Annotated in this window: 18 protein-coding genes; 10 read left to right on the top strand and 8 right to left on the bottom strand. The window is 61.8% G+C overall.

The window, feature by feature from the left end:
• Positions 1–287: 287 nt before the first annotated feature.
• From N551_RS0120065 to N551_RS0120045, 5 genes are all read right to left on the bottom strand, one after another.
• Positions 288–995, bottom strand: a complete 708-nt coding sequence (locus N551_RS0120065; protein ID WP_027568414.1) for a DUF1028 domain-containing protein — start codon at positions 993–995, stop codon at positions 288–290.
• Positions 992–1,885 carry a phosphatidylserine decarboxylase gene (locus N551_RS0120060; protein WP_027568413.1) on the bottom strand — a complete coding sequence of 298 codons (894 nt, stop codon included), beginning with the start codon at positions 1,883–1,885 and terminating at the stop codon, positions 992–994. The genes N551_RS0120065 and N551_RS0120060 overlap by 4 nt, the downstream gene beginning before the upstream one ends.
• Positions 1,886–1,929: 44 nt before the next feature.
• Positions 1,930–3,162: a carboxylate-amine ligase gene (locus tag N551_RS0120055; RefSeq protein WP_027568412.1), complete on the bottom strand. Its 1,233-nt coding sequence runs from the start codon at positions 3,160–3,162 to the stop codon at positions 1,930–1,932.
• On the bottom strand, positions 3,152–4,918 hold the full coding sequence (locus N551_RS0120050) for an N-acetylglutaminylglutamine amidotransferase (RefSeq protein ID WP_027568411.1): 1,767 nt from the start codon (positions 4,916–4,918) through the stop codon (positions 3,152–3,154). The genes N551_RS0120055 and N551_RS0120050 overlap by 11 nt, the downstream gene beginning before the upstream one ends.
• 715 nt (positions 4,919–5,633) lie before the next feature.
• Positions 5,634–5,855 (bottom strand): hypothetical protein, encoded by a 222-nt coding sequence (locus N551_RS0120045; RefSeq protein WP_027568410.1) that lies wholly within the window; start codon positions 5,853–5,855, stop codon positions 5,634–5,636.
• 522 nt (positions 5,856–6,377) lie between these two features.
• Between N551_RS0120045 and N551_RS36015 the strand changes: the two genes are divergently transcribed.
• The 10 genes from N551_RS36015 to N551_RS39390 all read left to right on the top strand — a co-directional run bounded on the left by N551_RS36015 (position 6,378) and on the right by N551_RS39390 (position 15,119).
• Complete coding sequence (locus N551_RS36015; protein ID WP_051462866.1) at positions 6,378–7,733, top strand: sensor histidine kinase; 1,356 nt, start codon at positions 6,378–6,380, stop codon at positions 7,731–7,733.
• 135 nt (positions 7,734–7,868) lie between these two features.
• Complete coding sequence (locus N551_RS39740) at positions 7,869–8,099, top strand: hypothetical protein (RefSeq protein ID WP_371180074.1); 231 nt, start codon at positions 7,869–7,871, stop codon at positions 8,097–8,099.
• Between the two features lie 369 nt (positions 8,100–8,468).
• A complete protein-coding gene (locus tag N551_RS37260) occupies positions 8,469–8,660 on the top strand; it encodes a hypothetical protein (RefSeq protein ID WP_249808924.1) in 192 nt (63 codons plus the stop codon).
• 349 nt (positions 8,661–9,009) lie between these two features.
• Complete coding sequence (gene ligD, locus N551_RS0120025) at positions 9,010–10,827, top strand: DNA ligase D (protein ID WP_027568408.1); 1,818 nt, start codon at positions 9,010–9,012, stop codon at positions 10,825–10,827.
• A 5-nt stretch (positions 10,828–10,832) separates the two neighbouring features.
• Positions 10,833–11,330, top strand: a complete 498-nt coding sequence (locus tag N551_RS36000) for a hypothetical protein (protein WP_035961634.1) — start codon at positions 10,833–10,835, stop codon at positions 11,328–11,330.
• 5 nt (positions 11,331–11,335) lie between these two features.
• On the top strand, positions 11,336–11,743 hold the full coding sequence (locus N551_RS0120015) for a type II toxin-antitoxin system VapC family toxin (protein ID WP_027568407.1): 408 nt from the start codon (positions 11,336–11,338) through the stop codon (positions 11,741–11,743).
• A gap of 546 nt (positions 11,744–12,289) precedes the next feature.
• Complete coding sequence (locus N551_RS39735; RefSeq protein WP_371180073.1) at positions 12,290–12,538, top strand: hypothetical protein; 249 nt, start codon at positions 12,290–12,292, stop codon at positions 12,536–12,538.
• Between the two features lie 195 nt (positions 12,539–12,733).
• Positions 12,734–12,946, top strand: coding sequence for a hypothetical protein (locus tag N551_RS39730; RefSeq protein WP_027568404.1), 213 nt, complete (start codon positions 12,734–12,736; stop codon positions 12,944–12,946).
• Between the two features lie 254 nt (positions 12,947–13,200).
• Positions 13,201–13,929: a Crp/Fnr family transcriptional regulator gene (locus N551_RS0119995; RefSeq protein ID WP_027568403.1), complete on the top strand. Its 729-nt coding sequence runs from the start codon at positions 13,201–13,203 to the stop codon at positions 13,927–13,929.
• 872 nt (positions 13,930–14,801) lie between these two features.
• Entirely contained in the window at positions 14,802–15,119 is a 318-nt protein-coding gene (locus tag N551_RS39390; protein WP_027568402.1) for a hypothetical protein, read from the top strand.
• A gap of 49 nt (positions 15,120–15,168) precedes the next feature.
• Here the strand turns inward: N551_RS39390 and N551_RS38215 are convergent, their stop codons facing one another.
• Genes N551_RS38215 through N551_RS0119975 form a run of 3 tightly spaced genes read right to left on the bottom strand, consistent with a single transcriptional unit; the run spans position 15,169 to position 20,332 of the window.
• Positions 15,169–15,870 carry a hypothetical protein gene (locus N551_RS38215; protein WP_155809832.1) on the bottom strand — a complete coding sequence of 234 codons (702 nt, stop codon included), beginning with the start codon at positions 15,868–15,870 and terminating at the stop codon, positions 15,169–15,171.
• A gap of 11 nt (positions 15,871–15,881) precedes the next feature.
• On the bottom strand, positions 15,882–17,153 hold the full coding sequence (locus N551_RS0119980; protein ID WP_027568400.1) for an efflux RND transporter periplasmic adaptor subunit: 1,272 nt from the start codon (positions 17,151–17,153) through the stop codon (positions 15,882–15,884).
• Positions 17,150–20,332 (bottom strand): efflux RND transporter permease subunit, encoded by a 3,183-nt coding sequence (locus tag N551_RS0119975; protein WP_027568399.1) that lies wholly within the window; start codon positions 20,330–20,332, stop codon positions 17,150–17,152. The genes N551_RS0119980 and N551_RS0119975 overlap by 4 nt, the downstream gene beginning before the upstream one ends.
• Between the last annotated feature and the right edge of the window lie 4 nt (positions 20,333–20,336).

The raw sequence follows: 20,336 nt of genomic DNA, 5'->3' as shown, positions 1-20,336 counted from the left end.
CTGCATCTGGACATCTGGTTCAACTTGCCGAGCGTGCGGGCCCTCTGCGCCCGCGTCAGCCGCCTCGAAATTGGCCTGCTCCTGGGCGAGCCTCGTCAGGATTGAGCGGGTCTTGAGCGTTTTGATTACTGGCTTTCATGCCGAGGCTCCTTTGCCGCTGATTAATTGGAGCTGCAGTGCTTCGTTCCTATCCGTGTGCTGTGCCATGCCGGAACTTGCTCGCTGGATTGAGGGTGCGACGAGTTCATTTTGCGTCAGATTGCGCACTGACGAAGCGCCGTCGGCGCTCAAACTTGTTCCCCCGAGCTGCCGACAGCGGCATCGATCACGCTGTGGTCCGTGACTCCTCCCGGATCTTGCCTGGTCGGCACGAACCGGCGGTAGATCATCCATTCCCGCCGACTGGCGACTTCGAGTCGTTGCAGCTCCTCGAGAGGGTCAGCATGATCGTCCACCCGCAGGTCCAGGACCGACCACTCGTCCGGCCCGAAGATGATCAGGCTCGCGGACTGCCTGCCCCGCCGATCCCCACCGGCCGCCTCTCCCGCCCTCATAGCTGCGATCAAACGAGCAGCAAAGGGCAATTGCGAGTGGTGACGGTATGAATCGAGAGTATCCCGCAGCACCCGCTCGCCGGCCAACATGTTGCCTGCCACGGAGACCCCCGGCCTACAGATGTGACCGCTCCACGGCAGGCAGGACGTTCCGGTGTGCGCCGCGCTACGGCCCCTCATATCGACCAAATGCGCCTGCCGATGTTCTTCTCCGGGATCACGACAGGTGAGTTTCGTCAAGACGTCGACCGGCTCGTGCCCCTCGCCCAGAAATTTCAGTCCGTCGATACCGTAATACGGGTTGACCAGCCCCTGCGTGGCGATCGCACCGGTGCCGCTCGCCACAAAGGGCACCCTCGCACCTACCGCGAAGAAGCGCGTCGCTGCGGCGCAGCCGAGGTATCCCGTGTCATCGTCCCGTGCGACGATCGACCATGTCATTCCCGCCCCTTGCGCGCGATGACCTCACCCAACCTCACGAGTGTCTCGACGCCGGCCGCGGTGTGCTCAAGCAAGTCGTCACTGGGACGCCACTTTCCCGGCTCCCCAAACAGCACAACCGCGGAGCCACCGAAACGGAAGGTCGCTTTCTCGTCGCCTCTCTTGAAGGGCTTTTGGACATCGTGCTGCTGCACGACCCGCCCAACGGTGAGCGCGCCGACTTCAACCATTCCTACGGTGCCGAAATTGGCGGTCTCGAGGATTTGAATACTGCGCTCGTTTTTAAACAGGATGTCGGGCTGATTTTGCAACGCGTTCTTGTTGACGGTCCACAGTCGCGAGCCGATGCGATCGATCTCGACTGTCTTGCCATCGTCGATGTAGTGAAGATGATGATAATCGACCGGCGATAGCCGGGCGAGCATCACCGGGCCGCCTTCGAACGGCTTGGCGCGGTCTGCGCTGCCAAGCAGCGTCTCGGCTTCGAGGGAAGCGCCCTTCACTGGAAAGCGCTGCTCCGGGGTGAGCTTTTCCCAGCCGAAGTAGCGGCCTTCAGCGAACGCCCCCATTTCATTTGCCCGATCCGGAAATGGGCGCTTACCGGGCAGAAAACGCCTCTCAAAAAACGCAGCATAGCTGTCGAAGGGGCCGGGCTCGAATTCCGACATGTCGATCTTGTGCTTGCGAATGAAAGGATCGATCTTTCGGGCGCTGAACCGCGTGTTTTGGTAAGCGGCAATGAGCCAATCCACGGTGGGCGAGGACGTGATCCACTGGATGGCGGAGCGATGGGGTCTTGCTTCGTAGGTCGAACTGCTGTCGTCCATGAACTCGTCGAACAGCTTGCTCGATCTGCGATCGAACACGGGAAGTGGCATCGGTTTGCTCATGTCGGCTCCTGTCGTTTTGGCAACCTCGTCAAAGGCGCGTGTTGTTAAACGATCTCTTGGTTGGACGCCCAAGAAGACGGCTCGACCTGCCCGGCTACCGTTGCTTGGGCGATCCACCGATTAACTTCGCCCAGGTTGCGCCCACTGTTCCTGTAGACCCTCAGCTGGGCATCGGCCGAGTTGCCGCGCTCGAGTATCTTCTTGCATTCCTCCAACTCACGCTGAACGGCCAGTGCCGCAGCATCGGCTGATAGGTCGTCGAGTAGCGCGGACAGCATCTGGCGAATTTCAACTGGACCGTCTCTCGTCGCGAAGATGCAGTTTGTTCCGTATCGTTGAGCACGCCACTTGTTCTCGACTGCGATTGCTCGATCGACGTTCGTCACCTGCTCTGAGAGGTGCGGCCTCTCGTACAAGTACCGCGACAACGTGCGATACAAGGATGCGATCGCAACCGCGTCATCAACCCGGGTGCAGACGTCGGGAGCGCGCAATTCCAGGGTGGGGTGGCGGGACGACGGACGCATTCCCCACCACACGTAACTTTCGTCGGGCATGACGCCCGACCGGACGAGAGCAGCTACATACTCTTCGTATTCGCTCCTGCTCCCGAACAATTCAGGCAGGCCGGTGCGGGGCAGCTCATCGTACGCTGCGAGGCGATAACCCTTCAATCCGGTTTCGTTCGCGTGCCAGAACGGCGAAGAGGTCGACAGCGCGATGAACAGGGGAAGATAAGGGATCATGGCGCGCATCAACGTAAACCGCCGCTCCGGGTCTGGCAGTTGCACGTGAACGTGCATCCCGCACAGCATGTTGCGGTGTCCGAGCGTTCTAAGATCCTCGATCATGTCCTCGTAACGCGGCTTCGGGCTGGGCTGCGAGTACCGCCACGATGCGGTGGGATGCGTACCGCACGCCATGATCGCGAAGCCGTATTGCGCGGCAACGGCAGCAACCTCGCGCCGCAGAAACTTCAATTCCTCGCGAGCGTCGTTGGCGTGGATATGGACGTTCGTGGCGACCTCCAGCTGGGCCTGCAGCATCTCGCGCATCGCCTGGCCGCCCGTAGACCAGCTCGCAGCTTCGAACAGATCATTCGGCGTTTGAGTGGCGACATCCAGCGTCTTCCTGTCCGCAAGGAAGTACTCCTCCTCGATCCCGAACGAGTACTCGCTGGTCTCATCGACGCCGGCAGCGGAGCGGATGATCAGGTGGCCGCCGTCACGGCTCAGCTGAACCCGCAACATCTCCAGTATTTTCGGATCAAATTGCATGCGCTTGCAACCACGCTTCGAGAACAGTCGCCTGCCACAGGCGCGAATGGCCCTTCGGGCTCATTTCAGCTTCAGGATGCTGCAGCATGTGATCGATGAAATCCGTGCGATACAAACCCCGCATTGCGGCCTTGGATGAAGTCATGATCTCGCGAACATAGTCGAGGAACGGACCTCTCAGGTAGCGTAGAGAAGGAACTGGAAAATAGCCCTTGGGCCGATCGACGATGGCTCTCGGCACATATCTACGAGCCATGTCTTTGAGAATCGTCTTGCCGCCGCCCCCAACCTTGAGGCTTGAGGGGACGCGCGCCGCGAGCTCCACGACTTGATGGTCGAGAAACGGCACCCTCGCTTCGAGACCAAACGCCATGGTCATGTTGTCGACCCGCTTGACCGGATCATCGACCAGCATGATCTCCGAATCGATTTGCAATGCCTTGTCGACGGGAGATGCTGCACCGGCTCGGGCGAAGAACGTTTCCACGAAATCCCGGCTGAAGTCTTCCGAGATAAAGTCACCGGATAGAAGCTTGACCAGGTCCGCGTGCTTCCAATCGAAGTAGACGTTTTGGTACTGCTCGGCGGCATCATTGGCGGACAGAAAAGAGGGATACCAGCTGTAGCCGCCGAATATTTCGTCCGCTCCTTGTCCACTTTGGACGACCCTCACTCGCTTTGAGACCTCGGCGGACAGCAGATAAAACGCAAGCGCATCGTGGCTGACCATAGGCTCCGACATGGACGTGATCGCCTCGGGGAGTGCATCCAGCGCGCCAAGCCCGTCGATTCGTATCTGCTCGTGCTTTGTCCCGAACTGGCGCGCGATGAGGTCGGAATACTCGAACTCATCGCCGGAATGGCTCCCGACGCCATCAAAGCCGATCGAGAAGGTCCGGATCTCCCGGTGACCCAACTCGGCCAATAGAGCGACGATAAGTGAACTGTCGAGCCCGCCGGACAGGAGAACGCCCACCGGAACATCCGACACGAGACGGCGCTCCACAGCGGCAGATAACGTGCTGGCAAGAGCATCGGACCACTCCTGCTTGACGAGGGGCTCGTCCGGCTGCTCTCCGACAGTGAAGCTCCAATAGCGCCGAGCCGTACGGGCGCCAGAGGGCTCGATCGTCAGAATGGTCGCAGGCTCCAACTTCTTCACGCCCTGCAATACGGTCCGCGGCGGCGGAACAGCTCCATGAAAGCTGAAGAAGTGGTGCAGCGCGACGGGATCCAGCGAAGTGTTGACGTCTCCCGCAGCAAGCAAGGCGGGCAGTGTCGATGCAAACCGGAAGAAGCCGGGTCCTTCGGCATAATATAGCGGCTTGATACCAAGTCTGTCCCGGACCAGGACGACCCGGCCGCTGTCGCGCTCCCACAGCGCGAAAGCGAACATCCCGCTGAATTTCCGGACACTGTCCGGCCCCCAAGCATGGTAGGCCTTCAGGATGACCTCAGTGTCGCCGTCGGAAAAGAAGCGATAGCCCAGTGTGCGCAGCTCGGATCTGAGCTCTCGATAATTGTAGATGCAGCCGTTGAAGACGAGGCCCAGGCCAAGCTCGTTGTCTACCATCGGCTGTTGGGAGGACGGTGTGAGGTCGAGGATGCCGAGACGACGGTGACCAAACCCGATCGTTGATTGCGCAAAGAGTCCCCCTGCGTCGGGGCCTCTCGCGCGCATGGCGCCTGCCATACTCGAGAGACCAGAAATGGAAACGTCGCCTTGTGTCCTTATCTCACCACAGATGCCGCACACAGTGTTCTCCAAGCTCCGCAATTGATTACTCATCGGGGTCCGCAATAACCACTTGAGTTGGCGGGCGTTCCTGACCAGCCGGCCGTTACCGGCCGATCACCGGTGGGTGAAATGGACAAAGTAGCTTTTGATAATTTGGCCGCAGAGGACGCATGTACGTTTGCTAGAGTGCCGCATCATTTGTTAATCCCCATAGACGGGCGACGGCCGGGACTCACTTACCCTACGTGATGCAGATATCCGCCCTTTTCGCGAGCGGGTGCTTTTGCTCGGCTTTCGAACGCGCGCTCGGGAAGCCATGGTGGATCTGCCACGTAATATGAAGTTGATGCTCGCCTACCATCCGCGTTGGATCATGGGCGACCACCCGGATCGGAACGTTGCATACGAAAGCCGGTTTGCAGAAAAAGAGCATCGCCGTAACTGGAGATCAGTCAAAAGTGCCAAATGAAGCAGTGACAATCGCGATCAGTCCGCGAGAGCACTCCGCAACAGGAAGAGGTACGCGTGGGATCCCGACACCTCAGGTTATGCCACATCGACTCGCAGGGCGGCTCCGTCGCGCCGTAGCGGATTTAGCAAAAATGTCGAAAGTCGAGAAGGTCGGGACACGTACACCCCCGACGTGTTCAGAGGTTCGGTCATGGAGACGCGCGCTATGGCCCGGCGGATCATCGACGAAGCCCCGACGGGAGTTATGCATTCGCCCAGCCGACTAACCACCCACAAGACGCGGGAAAAATAACGTCTCTTCTACGGTGGGATCGAATCTGGAGATCCTGCTCACGTCGCCTTCGGCAGTCCGGACCGCCGCGGTGAAGCCTTTGCCCGTCAATTCCACGAAGCGCCGCTCGGCATCTGCCAGCGCCCTTGCATCGCTATTACTGAAGTCATGACGGCTATCGCCGCTGTGGTCCATCACGATATGCGTTGCCATTTAGGTCTCCCATTGTCTGATTAGCAGCAATGTTGCAGAGGACGCACCCGTTCCTATTACCCTCTGAGCGCCGGCGCTCCAATCGTCGGGCGATAACAGGAGGTTGCCGCAGCCGGGCGGCGGAGAATCACCGAGCGATGCCTTTCGACCGCCCCAGCCATCGGGCACAGCTCGCGGCCTCCCGGCGTCATGAGGACGCCGGACGCCCGGCCGTGCAGGAATGCCTAGATCAGTTCGGCATCGGCGAGCGATCGTGCTCAACCTTCGGGCCAGCAGTCTGCGGCTGCTGAATTGAGCCCGGACCGAGAAGAGCGTACTGGCGGAGCCGGAGGCCCAAAGAGACGACATCTACTCACGCCCAATGGCATGCGCGTAGGAACGTCCGTTCTGCGGCACGATTGCAGTTCCGAGGGCGTTTCAGACCGGCTTCGATCTCCTTCCGGCCTGCAGGCCAAGCGGAGGCAGCAAGTGACGGACGATCCAGTTAGCCGACCCGAACGAGGCGCACCCAGCAGCGACGAAATGTTGCGCCTTCTGGTGGAGAGTGCAACGGACTTCGCCATCATGGCCTTAGACCGACAAGGCGTCGTCACAAGCTGGAATGTTGGGGCCGAGCGACTGTTGGGCTACGCCGCCGACGAGATCGTCGGCCGCGACGGCGACATCGTGTTCACGCCTGAGGACCGCGCTGCCATGGCTCCTCAAAAAGAGCGTGAGGAGGGCCGCGCCCGAGGGCGGGCGGAAGACGAGCGCTGGCACGTACGGAAGGATAGCTCGCGCTTCTGGGGATCGGGGGCCATCATGCCGCTTGCGGACGGGAGCGGCTTCGTCAAGATCCTGCGCGATCTGACCAAGCGCCGGAATGCGGAGGAGCAGCTCCGCAAAAGCGAGGAGCTCTTTCGTCTGCTGGCCACCAACATTCCCCAACTCGTGTTCCGCACGCGCGGCACCGGCGAGCGCAACTGGGGCAGCCCGCAATGGATCGTGTTCACCGGAGTGACGTTCGAGCAAAGTCTCGGCTTCGGTTGGCTCGATGCGGTCCATCCCGACGATCGTAATGTGACCGTCGCGGGATGGACGCAGGCTCGTACAACCGGCGAATACTACATCGAGCACCGCATCCGACAAGCGAAAGACGGCGAGTACCGCTGGCATCAGACAAGGGCGAAGCCGCTCGGCCTCGCTCAGGACATGGACAGCGACTGGGTCGGCACCTCAACAGACGTCCACGACATGCGAGGGCTCCAGGAACGCCAAAAGGTCCTCTTAGCGGAGCTCCAGCACCGAACCCGCAACCTGCTTGCGGTGGTACAGTCGATCGCGCGCCAGACGATCCGCACCAGCGGCTCGACAGACCAATTGGCGACCGAGTTCGAGGGCCGATTGCGCGCTCTCAGCCGGGTTCAGGGGCTGCTCGCGCGGGTCGACCACGGCGCCATTGATCTGCGGGAGCTTATCGAGCTGGAGCTAACGGCGCACGGCGACGGTGGTGTAGAGCCGGGCAAGGTCACGATTGACGGTCCGCCGGCCATGCTGCCTCCCAGCTCAGCTCAAACATTCGCGCTTGCGATCCATGAACTCGCCACCAATGCGCTCAAGTACGGGGCATTGAGGCAACCGGCGGGTAGGCTCGATATTCTGTGGAGGCTGGAGGGAGCTAACGGGTCCAAGCGGCGAGCCGTGCTTGACTGGCGCGAGAGCGGCCTCCAGATGCCGGATGGAAGCGGCCGTCCGGCTCGGAAGGGCTACGGCAGCGAGCTGATTGAGCGCGCGCTCCCCTACCAGCTTAATGCCAAGACCTGTCTGGAATTTGGTCCCAACGGCGTGCGCTGCCGGATCGCAACCGAGATTGAGAGCCATGGGGCTGTGGATGGCTGATGCAGCGAAAAGTGTGCTGGAAGGACGACACGTTCTGGTGGTCGAGGACGAATACATGATCGCTGTCGACCTTGCGAGGGCTCTCGAGGATCTCGGCGCGACGGTGATCGGTCCGCAGCCTCCGTGGCAGATGCCTTGGCGCTTGTCGCAGGAGAGTCGGCGCTCGATCTTGCCATCCTCGACGTGAATCTCGGTGTCGAGAAGGTTTTCCCTGTAGCCGACGATCTGCGCGCGCGAGGAGTGCCGTTCATCTTCGCCACCGGCTATGACCAGTGGCTAGTACCGAGCGCATATGCTGACGCCCCTCGGTTTGACAAGCCGGTCGACACGCGTGCGCTTGCACGCGCGCTGTCCATCTGCGAGTAGAGAGCGCAAAGCAAAGGCTTTTGCGTCCGCCCGAAGGTGGACAGCGAATCCCGCCGACGGTTGCAAGTCGGCTTCTTCGTCCCGTTTATGTTTTCCTTGGATCGGCATCAGCACACCTCTCTCCGGCCACTGCCTTGCGCGGCTACTTGGTGGCTTGTCGCTTTTCTCTGGGCCTCTCATACCGACAGATGGGCGGAACGCGCCAGCACACGCCAATACTGACGGCGCGAGATTCTGGGGCCCGGTGACACGCCCGCCATAACATTTGCAACGGCCGACCGAAAATAAATCGCAGGCGCAATTAGCTTATGATCCTGCAGCTTCCATTCCGCCGGAGATACAACCGCCGAGCAACGGAAGGGAGTGTCAATGTTGATCAAACGCAGGCGACGGTTCAAGCAAACAGTTTCTCTCGAAATTCGGCTGGCGAAGTTCGCCATGACTCTGCGAGAGCAGGCGGATCAGAAACCTCCGGGAGAGGAACGCAAGTCCTTGCTGAAGCGCGCTTATAACGCAGATCGAGCAATAGAGCTGGAGCGGCAGCTGCGCGAACATCAGTAGCGCAGCAGGGATCTGAGCGCCGAACGACCCATGACGGCCGTTCGGGGCAAGCATTGCAATCTAGAGAAAAAGGCGTGAAGGAAGGCCTCTGGATCCGACTTGTCATGCTTAACCAGTGCGAGACCTTCCGCTCACCCCCAGCAGGACGCAGACGGCAAGTGGACAGTTCCGAGGTCCCGCCGGCTGCTTGTGGAAGGCAAAGTTCGGAGAACGCTCCATCTGGGCTTGGCGCTGCTATCAAGCAGCGCTCGCATTAGGATGCATGACGAGCCTGCCCCGGAAGCTCGCTCCGGCGCAGATGTAGACTTCTGCGGAACGGAACGAATCAGCGCGACCGCGTTGAATCGGCATGTGTGCCGTGGCGTTGCGTCAGTCCCGTTTCGGAGTTTCGCGTGTTCACGGCGCCATCAAAGCTGCTATTCCTGGTTACATCGAGCCGTGTGATCCCACGTTGCGCGAGAGGCCGCCGCGCGGCGAAGACTGGGTCTACGAAATTAAGGCGGACGGCTACCGCGCCCAGCTGCATCTGCGAGATGGTGACGCCAAGGTCTATTCGCGCACCGGCCTTGACTGGACCGAACAATTCTCATCGATCGCCGCGAGCGCCGACCTACTCAGGGCAAATAGTGCGATCATCGACGGTGAGGCCGTGGTGTACGGCAGTGGCGGCCTGCCGGACTTCCAGCAGCTCAGGCGGGAGCTCGGCCCCAAGCGCAGCGAGCGTGTGCGCTACCACGCCTTCGACCTTCTCTACCTCGACGGCTATGACTTGCGCGGCGTCGCGTATGAGGATCGCAAGCGCCTGCTGCAGCGCCTTCTGAAGGACGCGCCAGTGACCTTCATCTATGTCGAGGCGCTTGCGGCCGATGGCAACGTGATCTTCGACAAGGGGTGCAAACTGGGCCTCGAAGGTCTGGTCGCCAAACGGCTGGGCCAACCGTACCGCTCAGGTCGGCAGGAGAGCTGGATCAAGCTCAAGTGCAAGAAGAGCGAGACCTCCCCAATCGTCGCCTTCGTGGAGAAGCTTGGGGCGCGCCCGCGCAAGGTCGCCTCGCTCTACGTCGGCCGACGCCAGAACGGCAAGCTGCTCTACGCCGGGAAGGTGCGTACCGGTTACACGGAGACGACCGCACGCGAATTGCGCGAGCGGCTTGATCCGTTGATCCGCAAGACTTCTCCGCTCGATGCGGCGGTCAAAAAGCCGAAGGCGACTTCAGTGGAGCCGACCCTTGCAATCGAGGTGCAATACGGCGCGCTGACCGATGATGGCCTGCTGCGCGAAGCCGTGTTCAAGGGCTTTCGCGATGATCTTACGGTGCGCAAGGTCAAGGCGCCACGGCTGGTGCCGTCCGTCGCCGGCCGGCCGAAGCTGGGCGTCCCCCGAGCGAACATCCTGCAGCTTCTGCCCGAAGCCGTTGCTCCATCGAAAGAAGAACTCACAGAGTATTGGACGCGGGTCTGGAAGAAGGCGCTGCCGCACCTCGGCCATCGTCCGCTGAAGCTCGTTCGTCACGTGCACGGCACGACCTTCTATCACAAGGGACCGCTGCCGAAGGACATTCCGGCTGCGGTGCACCAGCTCGTTATCCAGAAGCGCGAGGGCGGCCAGGGAACGCGCCTGTGGGTCGACAGCCTGGATGGTTTCCTTGGCCTCGTCGAGATCGGCGCCGTCGAGCTGCACCCGTGGAATGCGACCGTCGAGGACTTCGAGCATGCCGATCGCATCGTGATCGACCTCGATCCCGGAGAGGGCGTCGACTGGGATGGCGTCGTGGAGACCGCGCTCGAACTGCGCACGCTGATGAAACGACAGGGTTTCGAGACCTGGCCCAAGCTCACCGGCGGCAAAGGTATTCATCTCATGGCGCCACTGGATCAGCCGATGCTGCACGACAAGGCGCATCGAGTGGCGCATCAGCTGGTGTCCGCCCTCGCTGCGCGCCATCCGGACCGCTACCTCCTGTCCGCCCAGGCAAAGCGCCGCGATCGCATCTTCCTCGATTATCTGCGCAATGGCCGCGGCACCACCGCGATCGGTACCTATTCCCCACGAGCACGCGATGGATTTCCGATCGCAGCGCCCGTGACCTGGAAGCGCATCGAGAGCGGGATCGCGCCGGACGCCTTCACCATGGACAGTCCGTTCCGCGCCAAACCAAGGAGGTGAGCGATATGTCGGACGCATTCGATAAATGGGTGGAATGGCGCTGCAAGCCTCTGGGCGACAGCCGCAGCATTCCGGCCGAACTCTATGCCGCGGTGACGTCGCTGCCTGAAGCCGATCGCTCGGACCGGCAGCGGGTGAACGAGGCGGTTCTCCGCCATGACGAGGCTCGCCGCGAGGGCAGAACCGTATGGCTCTACCTCGACGACTACAAGGACGGCGAGTCGCGCACGATGGGCGATCCCGAATGGGTGAAGGTATTTGCATCTGGGCGTGCCGTAGACGCCTGGCTCCAGGACCACGATCCCGAAGGCGTTGCTTGGGAATACGAAGTGGACGGCGGTCCAGCCGAAGGATCGGTCTGGCTCTACTCGCCGGACCCGGGCTCCCGAGACGTCGGGGACGTCGATTGGGTCAGGCTCTTTGCCTCGCAAGCGTGTGCGGAAAAGTGGGTTGAGCAGAACGATCCGACGGGTAAGATTTGGGAGTACCCGGTTCAGGAGTGACGCGCATGAGTGCGTTCGTTGACACCTCCATCTGGTTCGCCGCCGCCGCCAAGCGGGATGCTCAGAATGAGCGCGCCAAGTCTATCCTTCGCAGCATCGACCAGCATCTCACGACGGATCTGGTGCTGGGTGAAACGTGGCAGCTTCTAAAAGCCCAATTCGGCAGCAACGTTGCGGAGATCTTCTGGGAGCGGCTGCGCGACGGTGGAGTTCGGATCGAACCCATTGTCCGCGCCGATCCGGACGCGGCTGCGCAGATACAGGCGAGCTCTCCCGAGGAGGGTTTTTCGTTTGTTGACCGCACGAGTTTTGCGCTGATGGAGCGCATCGGGATCACCCAAGCAGCGACCTTCAACCCGGACTTCGCCGCTACCGACCCCGCCGCGGTCGCAAGCGACCGCACGGGATTTTGAGCGAAGGGCACAGCCAGGTCTTCATGGCGCTCAGACAAGCGATCCTTGAACGCCGGCCGGTTCACGTGAGCCATGGCGGCAAGCGCCGGACCGTCTGCCCATATATCCTGGGCCACGCCGCCGGGGACGAGCGCGCATTCGCGCTCGTTGTGGAGGCAAGCTCAAGCACGAAGCGTCCAGTCCAAGCCAACTGGATCTGCCTCCGTTGGTCGAAGATCGAGGACCTTCGCTCCGCCGATGAGCCCTGGATCACGCGAGACTATCCGGGCCGGTGCAAAGATGCGTCGATCAGGTTCACTTGGTGGCGACGCGACTACGACAGCCCGCCGACTACCGCGGCTAAGGGTCTGTGCCCGTGAACGTCGGCGCCTGCCAAAGCGGAAGTCACACCACTCGAGCGGGATCGGCGGCTCGCGACCGGCGTTATATGGAGCGCCTAGGTTTATCGGTAGGAACGGCAGCGCCTCCACGTTAGTTAGTGTCTATCAAGGGGACTTCCGCGGCCGCCTCTGACTGAGAGACGCTACAGCGCTCCCGCCCAAGGGAGTGAGCTCTGTGCCCCGATTTCACTTTCATATCGTCGACGGAACTGCTCTGACCGATACTGACGGCTTAGAGCTTCCCGACACCGCCGCAGCCAAGTCGGAGGCGATCAGGTTGGCTGGTGCGGTACTGAAGGACTACATAGGGGACGATCTTTGGCGAGGGGAGCCTTGGCAGATAGTCGTCAACGACAGCCAAGTGCCAAACACCGGCCGGACCTACTTCAACCTGACATTGACAGCCACGGAGTAGGTGTCGGTCTGCCCAAAGCGAAGGAGGCCTGCTTCGAATGTCCTATAGGGTCTCGGTCTGAACAATGTTGGCAGCGCGATTGGCATCAGTGACTTGCGGCAGCTGAACGTTCCTGAGTTTGCGCGAAATTCGAACTTGGCTTCTGGACATTCGTCGGTACTGCTTCGGAACGGTAGTCCCGGTTGGGCTTGAAACATGACTCGCTACTACTTCGACACTCGCGACAACGACGACGACATAGGCGTGGAGTTAGCCACTTTCGAACAGGTGAAGCTGGCTGCCTCGGAGGCCATGGCGGATTTCGCAAAGGACGTGTTGCCCGGTTCTGTCGTCCGTATCTTATCAATCGAGGCTCGAGATTCCTCGGGGCCTTTGCTCCGAATAGTGCTTCGCTTGAGATCGACCTAACCTTGGCTCGTTGAGCGGCAGTCGGCCTTAGCGACCCGATGCAATTCTGCGCCGCTTTCTTAACGTGGATCAATACGTTCGCGCTTAACTGATCACAACGGCCGTTTGGGACTCACAGGACCTGTTTCATTCCTGCTAAGTTATTTTCTATCCCCGGCAGATACCATTGGGCGCCGGCGCTGAGAGTTCAAGCGACTCCCGCCTAGCAGGCCGGAGTGGGTACGCCATCATTCGGGTCTCATGAGGATGATCCGATGCCGGCAAATCTCGCGTCAGCGCTCATCACCAAACTCGCTGTGTCGAACCATCTGGATGGCGAGGACATCCGCGCCATTCAGAGCCTGCGGATTCGTGAGCGGCATCTCGGGGCCCGTGAAATTATCGTCGCGGATGGCGCTCGTCCAGGCGAGTGCTGCCTGATCGTTGAGGGGTTTGCCTCACGATCGAAAACGACCGCCGAAGGAGAGCGACAGGTCCTGTCCTTGCATATTCCAGGCGACATACCTGACCTTCAAAGCCTTCACCTCGGGATCATGGACCATGATTTGGTCAGCCTTTCGCCTTGCACGCTTGGATTCATTTCGCATGCCGAGCTGACCGAGGTGACGGCGCGACACCCGCACCTGGCCGCGGCCTTGTGGCGAGAGACGCTCATCGATGGTTCTATCTTCCGAGAATGGATCGTGAATGTTGGGCGGCGAGCCGCGCTGCCGAGAATGGCTCACCTGTTGATCGAAGTGCACGAGCGGCTTGAAGCAATCGGGCGCACTCGCGGGGGAGCGTTTAACTTGCCCATCACTCAAATCGACCTCGGCGATTGTTTGGGACTTTCAGTGGTCCATACGAACCGTACCCTCCAAGCTCTGCGCGGGGAACGGTTGGTCGAAACGGACAGATCCGGCTTCAACCTGCTCGAGGAGGAACGCTTGAAGGAGTTGGCAGGGTTCGATCGGACCTATCTCCATCTGACGCCAAGCGGTTAGCGTCGGCGCACGCGAGGGAGTGCAATGCGAAGCGAAGATTGCGCCATTGCACACCCGTCGCCAAAGGTCGACCGCCGCAAAATGGCGCGCGGGAGGCAACGCAGCGATGCCGATGATGAGCGCGACCGAACATCTCGAGCTTGCACGCCAGCTCGAGGTCGACCCCGCCGCGGTCAGAAGCGGCCCTTCCATATCCTTAACGAAGGCCACAGCGAAGTCTTCATGATCCTTAGACAAGCGCTGCTTGAACGCCGGCGTCTGTGCCAGCGGTGCCGGTGTCAGAAGCATCTTTGCGCCAGCAAAGTCGGCCCGGCGATCCTGAAGCGGGTGAGCAGGTCTCGCCTATCTCTCATCACTTGAGGCGCGTGCCCAGTTCCAAACGGTTGGAGCATGAATGCCCCGCCCCACCTCTCCTCCCCTCGCGTCTCCTCGACATTCTCCGATTGGCGTCACGAATTTGTGCATTGGATGCGACGAGGTCGGGTGTCAACTTCTAGAATAAGCGGTCCTCATCGGCAGAGATGGCCTGTTGAGATGCCGGGGCGGCGAATGCTGGTGCCGGAGGCAGCACAGCTCAAGGCGGGACGATGAGCGAACTCCCAACGACAAGTACGGACAGTCTGCCGTAACGCGGTTCGTGCAGCATCTCAGCCAACGTCGGCCCGACGGCGGGCTTATTGGCAGTCAGCCGTCGCCGTTCGGTGCCACCGACGCCGGCATTGTCGTGGACACCCCCGCGCAGCGGGCCCGATTTCACGAAACTTGTCCAGCAAAGCAATGTTCGCGGCTTGTTCAAGGGGGACACGTCGTGTCGTTCACAACAGGCGAACCGGAATATCTCCATTCGCTCGGATGCGCCGACAGAATGGATCGTGACCGGCTATCCCTATCCCGTGACCGAGATCCTGGAACAGGCGAATAGCTTGTTCGCGTCAGCCTATTCCGCGCGCTACGGCGAGGCTCCCACAATGGGCTCCGTGGTCGGTCACGCCATGATCAGCTCCATCGTGGCTCCGATCGAACAGCTCGGAAGCGTCGAGACCGAAGCGATGGCCGATGGCTTTGGCAATGTCGGCTTCGACACACCGTTCAGTGGCAGCAAGGCCGTCAGGGTGGACTGGAGATATCGGGATGGCGGAACGATGCTTCCACCGGATGCCGAAGTCCGCAAGCTCCGTCCGGCTATATGAACCGGCAAACGCGGTGTGATGCGATCACATGGAAGCCTGCAAGTCTACATCAGCATCCCGGCGGCAGGATCGGCGACACACCCGGCGTCGGCGCTGCGCCTGAGGCGTTGGCCGGCAACACCGTCGCGGGTTGCTCCAGAGCCATCGAGACTCCTTCCGCGCAAGCCGAGCTGTTCGGGCTGGGCACGACGGCGGCATTCGGGTCGATGCCCGCGCCGCCGGCGCCGTTGGTGTCCGCCACGATCGTGCCGGGCGCGGAACTCGCAAGCACCTGCGGAATCGAAAGCGGCAGAGACGCAGCGCTCGTCACCTGCCCTCCCGGCGTTGAGCTGCAGGCCACTGTCGCAGCTGTTCCCGTCGGAGCGGCCGCGGAGATCGTCCCGATGGAGCTACCGCTCTGTCCCGTGACCGGCAGGATCGGCGCCGCGATGCCCGGAGGCGAAAGGCCCGTGGGCGATACGGTCGGGGTCGCCGGCATCGGCGTTGGCGATGACGAGAGTGGCGCGCAGACGACTACGGTTCCCGGTGTCGTCGGATCCGACGCAAGCGGGACCGGGGCCAGCGTCGTATCCGGAGCACCCGGCACGGTCGTTGCGGAAAACGGCCCCGGACTGTTGAGCGGCGAGATCACGATGGCGCCCGGCACCGTCGGCAGATCCATTGCCGTGGTGCCGGTCGTTGTGACCTGTGCCTGGCCTGGCGACAGACCGAGCAGGAAAGCGACCATCATTGCGAACGCGACCCGTATCATCTTTCGTGTCCCTAGCTCGTCTCACGCTTGCGAACGGTGACCTTGCTGCCTTCCGCCAGAGTGACCGCGGGATTGAGCACGACCTGATCGCCGGGCTGCACGCCGTCGCGCACTTCCACAATGGTGCCGAAATCCCTGGAGATTGAGACCTGCTGCAAATGGACCATGCCGTTCCGCACAACCGCGACGTGGAGGCCGTTCTGATCGAAGACGAGCGCGTCGGACGGGATCGTCATCGATGGCGTCCTGCGCGGGATCGATAATTCGACCGTGCAATAGATGCCGGGACTGAGCAGGCCATCGGGATTTGGCACGTCGATCTCGGTCAGCAGCGTCCGGCTCCCAGGCTGCAGCGCGGTCGCGATCCGCGTGACCTTGCCCGCAAACGTTCGTCCCGGAATCTCGGGGACGCGGATGTCCGCATCGACGCCCGGGGCAACCCCAAACGCCTCGTCCTGCGGCACGAAGACCTGGGTCCGGATCACGTTGGAATGCATCATCGTGAACATGAAGGTAGACCCGGCTTGCACCAGGCTGCCATTGTCCACATTCCGCTGCGTGACCACACCGTCGAACGGGGCCACCACGCGCTGGTAGGACTTCTCCTGCTGGAGAACGCGAATCTGCGCCTCCTGTGCCGCGATGTTCGACTGGGCGACGCCCACCGCCCCCTGCTGCGCGCGCAGGGTTAGACGGTCGTTGTCGCCCTGCTGTGCCGTCAACCAGCCTTGCTTGACGAGATTGCTGTCCCGCGAGTTGGTGACGTCGGCCAGCTCCCGGCTCGCCTGCGCCTGCTGAAGGGCGGCCTGGTTCTGGGCGAGGGTCGCCTGCGCCTGCGCGATCTGCTGATCCAGCTCAGGAGCGGTGATTTCCGCGAGGAGATCACCTTTCTTGACCCGATCGCCGATATCGACGTGGCGCTTCTCGATGTAGCCGCTGGTCCGCGCGAAGATATTGGCCGCCTCGAACGCAGTCGTCGTCGCCGGCAGGCTGACCTTCATGATGTCGCCGCTGGGTTTGACCGTCGCCACCCGAACTTCCGGAACGTTGGTCCGAACCTGCTCCGCCACGGCGGCCACGTCACGCGCGCCCTCATAGTGCCGCCAGCCGCCGATGCCAAGACCGCCCGCAAGCAGCAGGAGCACGCCTCCGCCGAGCAGCGCGCCACCGTAACGGCGTCCGGATCGTGCACCCTTGCCCGGCAGCTCCACGACTCGGAGGTTCTCCGCCCCGGGTCGATCTCTCGCCCCGTCGTCATCGGTCCTTGCGCGAACGTCGCTCATTCCGGTTGCTCCTCGAATACGCCGTGGCGAGGTTTGCCGTCGTTGCCCTTACGCAGCATGGCGAAAAGATAAGGCACGATCAGCAAGGTGGTCGGGGTTGCAAACAGCAGACCGCCGATGACTGCCCGCGCGAGCGCCGCATTCTGCTCCTCGCCCGGCCCGCCGATCGCCATCGGGATCATGCCCACGATCATCGCGGCCGCGGTCATCAGAACGGGCCGGATCCGCGTTCGGCCCGCGCTCAGCGCTGCCTGGAAAGCGGAATGTCCCTTCAACTGCTCGTCACGCGCGAACGTCACGAGCAGGATCGAATTCGCCGAGGCAACGCCGATCGCCATGATGGCTCCCATCAACGAGGGCACGTTCAGCGTGGTGCCGGTGATGAACAGCATCGTCACGATGCCGCAGAATGTCGCCGGCAGCGCCATGATGACGACGAAGGGATCGCCAAAATTCTGGTAGTTCACGACCATCAGCAGGTAGACCAGGATGGCGGCGAACAGCAGTCCGATCCCGAGATCGCGGAACGACTGATGCATGCTCTGGATCTGTCCGAGGACCTGGATCGAATTGCCTGGCTGGAGCTGCTTCTGCAGGGTTGACGTCACCTTCTCGATATCGGCCGCTACGCTGCCGAGATCGCGGCCCTGGACGCTCGCATAGACGTCGAACACCGGCTGGACGTTGGCCTGGTTCGAATTGGTGGGAACGGTCCCCCGCTTGAAAGTCGCGACATTGCTGAGCAAGCCGGGCACCGTCTGGCCGCTTGCGGCGGCCGAGGCCGACACCGGCGTATTGCCCAGGGCGTTCAGTGAATCGGCCCTGTATTCGGGTGTCTGCACCGCCAGGTAATAGGGGATGCCTGACGTCGGGTCGGTCCAGAAATTCGGCGAGACCTGCGCGGACGAGCTGAGGCTGACATTGATGTTGGTCGCCACCGTGCTCGCATTGAGACCCAGTTGCGCGGCGCGGGTGCGATCGATGTCGGCGTAGAACGCGGGAGCATCGACCTCCTGCTGCAAATGCGCATCGACCACGCCGGGGATCGCCGCGAGGCTCTTCTGCAGCTCCTTGGCCACGGCCAGATTGTTGCTGCCGTAACCGACCGTGCGGACATCGATCTGCGCCGGAAGGCCGAAGTTCAGGATCTGCGTGACGATGTCGGCCGCCTGGAAATAGAAGGTGTCCTCCGGGAAGGCAGCTGGCAGCACCTGCCGCAGCTTCCTGACGTAATCCGCCGTCGGCTTGTGCCCATCCTTCAGCGACACCAGAATGGTGCCGTCATTCACCCCGATCGTTGACCCGTCGGTGAATGCGAGATTGTAGGCCCGCGCCGGGAGACCGATATTGTCGACGATCAACGCCCGGTCGCGTTCCGGAATGACTTCGCGGATCTTGTCCTCGACCGCCTGGAAGATCGCTTCCGTGCGCTCGATCCGCGTGCCCGCTGGCGCGCGAACATGAAGCTGGATCTGACCACCGTCGATCAGGGGATAGAAGTCCCTGCCGACATAGGCGAACATGGTGGCTCCGAGCGCCAGCACCAGCACGGCGACGACGGGCACGACGGCCCGATGCCGCAATAGCTTCAGCAGGAGATCGGAATAGCCATCGCGCAGGCGCTCAAAACCGCGCTCGAACGCAGCGGAGGCGCGCGCGAATATGCCCGACGGGCGCTCGCTTCCGCCATGATGACGCTCGCCCTTCAGCAGCAGGCCAATAGTGATCGGCGTGAGCGTCCGCGACAGCCCGTAGGACGCCAGCATCGCGAACACCACTGCGAGGCCGAGCGGCGTGAAGAGGTATTTGGCCGGACCTTCCAGGAACACGACCGACGTGAACACGCAACTGATGGCGAGCGTCGAGACCAGCGTCGGCACCGCGATCTCGGCAGCTCCATGCAGGGTCGCCTCCGACAACGGCATTCCTTCCTCGGTCCAGAGCCGGTGCGTGTTCTCGATCGTCACCGTCGAATCGTCGACAAGGATGCCGACCGCGAGGGCAAGCCCGCCGAGCGTCATCGTGTTGAGGGTCTCGCCGAGGAAATACAGGACGATCAGCGAGGACAGCATCGCCAGCGGGATCGAGATCAGGACGACCAGCGTCGATCGCCATGACCCCAGAAACACCAGGATCATCAGCGCTGTGAGGCCGGCCGCGATCGCACCTTCGCGCAGCACGCCATTGACCGAATGGGTCACAAATATTGACTGGTCGAACAGCTCGTTGATCTTCAGCCCCGCTGGAGCCGATGCGCGTATCGAGGTCAAAGCCGCCTTCACGCCGTTGACGACGGCGAGCGTGGAGGCATTTCCGTTCTTGATGACGCTGAGCAGGACGGCGCGGTGGCCGTCCTCGCGCACGATGTTCTGCTGGACCTGGGCGCCGTCGCGGACCTGGGCGACGTCCTTCAGGAAGATCGTGGCCCCGTTCGCGAACTTGACCGGGATCATGTTGAGATCCTGGATCGTGGCCGGCGTCGCATTGGTGCGAACGGTGTACTGGGTGTCGCCGATCTTGGTCGTACCGGTCGGCAGGGTCAGGTTCTGGGTGTTGACCGCATTGACGATGTCGAGCGGCGTCAATCCGCGCGACAGGAGCTTGTTCGGATCGATGTCGACCATGATCTGACGGTATTTGCCGCCGGCAGGCGTGGGCAGGGTCACGCCGGGAACGGGAGCCAGTTGCTGGCGGACCCGGTAGATGCCGAAATCGTAAAGCTGCTGCTCGTTCAGGCTGTTTGACTGGAGACTAAGCTGGAGCACCGGCACGCTCGAGGCATTGAACTGCACGATGATAGGCGGCTGGATTCCCGGCGGCATCAGGGCCCGGATGGCGTTGGTCCCCGAGACGATCTGCGAGATCGCGAGATCGAGATTGACGTCCGGCTGGAAGTAGATCTTCTGAATCGACAGGCCGTTGAGGGTCTGCGCTTCGACATTCTTGATGCCGCTGACATTGGCGCTGATCGAATACTGGCTGTAGGTGCTGACGCGCTGCTCCATCTCTGGCGTGGAGAGGCCGGTGTAGCTCCAGATCACCGTGACCACGGGGATCCGGATCTCCGGGAAAATATCTGTCGGCATCGACCGGATCGCGATGCCGCCAAGGAACAGGATCAGCGCGGCAAGCACATAGAATGTGTGCGGAAGCCGTAGCGCGAAGCGAACAATTCCCATGGTG

Origin of the sequence: Bradyrhizobium sp. URHA0013 (assembly GCF_000518345.1) — a bacterium.
In the GTDB taxonomy this organism is placed as follows: Bacteria; Pseudomonadota; Alphaproteobacteria; order Rhizobiales; family Xanthobacteraceae; genus Bradyrhizobium.
This window is presented reverse-complemented; position numbering and strand designations above follow the sequence as displayed.

Bases quoted from the DNA above. Each gene is read 5' to 3' on its own strand.
- ligD (WP_027568408.1), top strand. From the start codon at position 9,010: ATGTGTGCCGTGGCGTTGCGTCAGTCCCGTTTCGGAGTTTCGCGTGTT.
- N551_RS0119980 (WP_027568400.1), bottom strand. From the start codon at position 17,153: ATGAGCGACGTTCGCGCAAGGACCGATGACGACGGGGCGAGAGATCGA.
- N551_RS0120060 (WP_027568413.1), bottom strand. From the start codon at position 1,885: ATGAGCAAACCGATGCCACTTCCCGTGTTCGATCGCAGATCGAGCAAG.
- N551_RS0120015 (WP_027568407.1), top strand. From the start codon at position 11,336: ATGAGTGCGTTCGTTGACACCTCCATCTGGTTCGCCGCCGCCGCCAAG.
- N551_RS0120065 (WP_027568414.1), bottom strand. From the start codon at position 995: ATGACATGGTCGATCGTCGCACGGGACGATGACACGGGATACCTCGGC.
- N551_RS0119975 (WP_027568399.1), bottom strand. From the start codon at position 20,332: ATGGGAATTGTTCGCTTCGCGCTACGGCTTCCGCACACATTCTATGTG.
- N551_RS36000 (WP_035961634.1), top strand. From the start codon at position 10,833: ATGTCGGACGCATTCGATAAATGGGTGGAATGGCGCTGCAAGCCTCTG.
- N551_RS38215 (WP_155809832.1), bottom strand. From the start codon at position 15,870: ATGATACGGGTCGCGTTCGCAATGATGGTCGCTTTCCTGCTCGGTCTG.
- N551_RS36015 (WP_051462866.1), top strand. From the start codon at position 6,378: ATGTTGCGCCTTCTGGTGGAGAGTGCAACGGACTTCGCCATCATGGCC.
- N551_RS0120055 (WP_027568412.1), bottom strand. From the start codon at position 3,162: ATGCAATTTGATCCGAAAATACTGGAGATGTTGCGGGTTCAGCTGAGC.
- N551_RS0119995 (WP_027568403.1), top strand. From the start codon at position 13,201: ATGCCGGCAAATCTCGCGTCAGCGCTCATCACCAAACTCGCTGTGTCG.
- N551_RS39730 (WP_027568404.1), top strand. From the start codon at position 12,734: ATGACTCGCTACTACTTCGACACTCGCGACAACGACGACGACATAGGC.
- N551_RS0120045 (WP_027568410.1), bottom strand. From the start codon at position 5,855: ATGGCAACGCATATCGTGATGGACCACAGCGGCGATAGCCGTCATGAC.
- N551_RS37260 (WP_249808924.1), top strand. From the start codon at position 8,469: ATGTTGATCAAACGCAGGCGACGGTTCAAGCAAACAGTTTCTCTCGAA.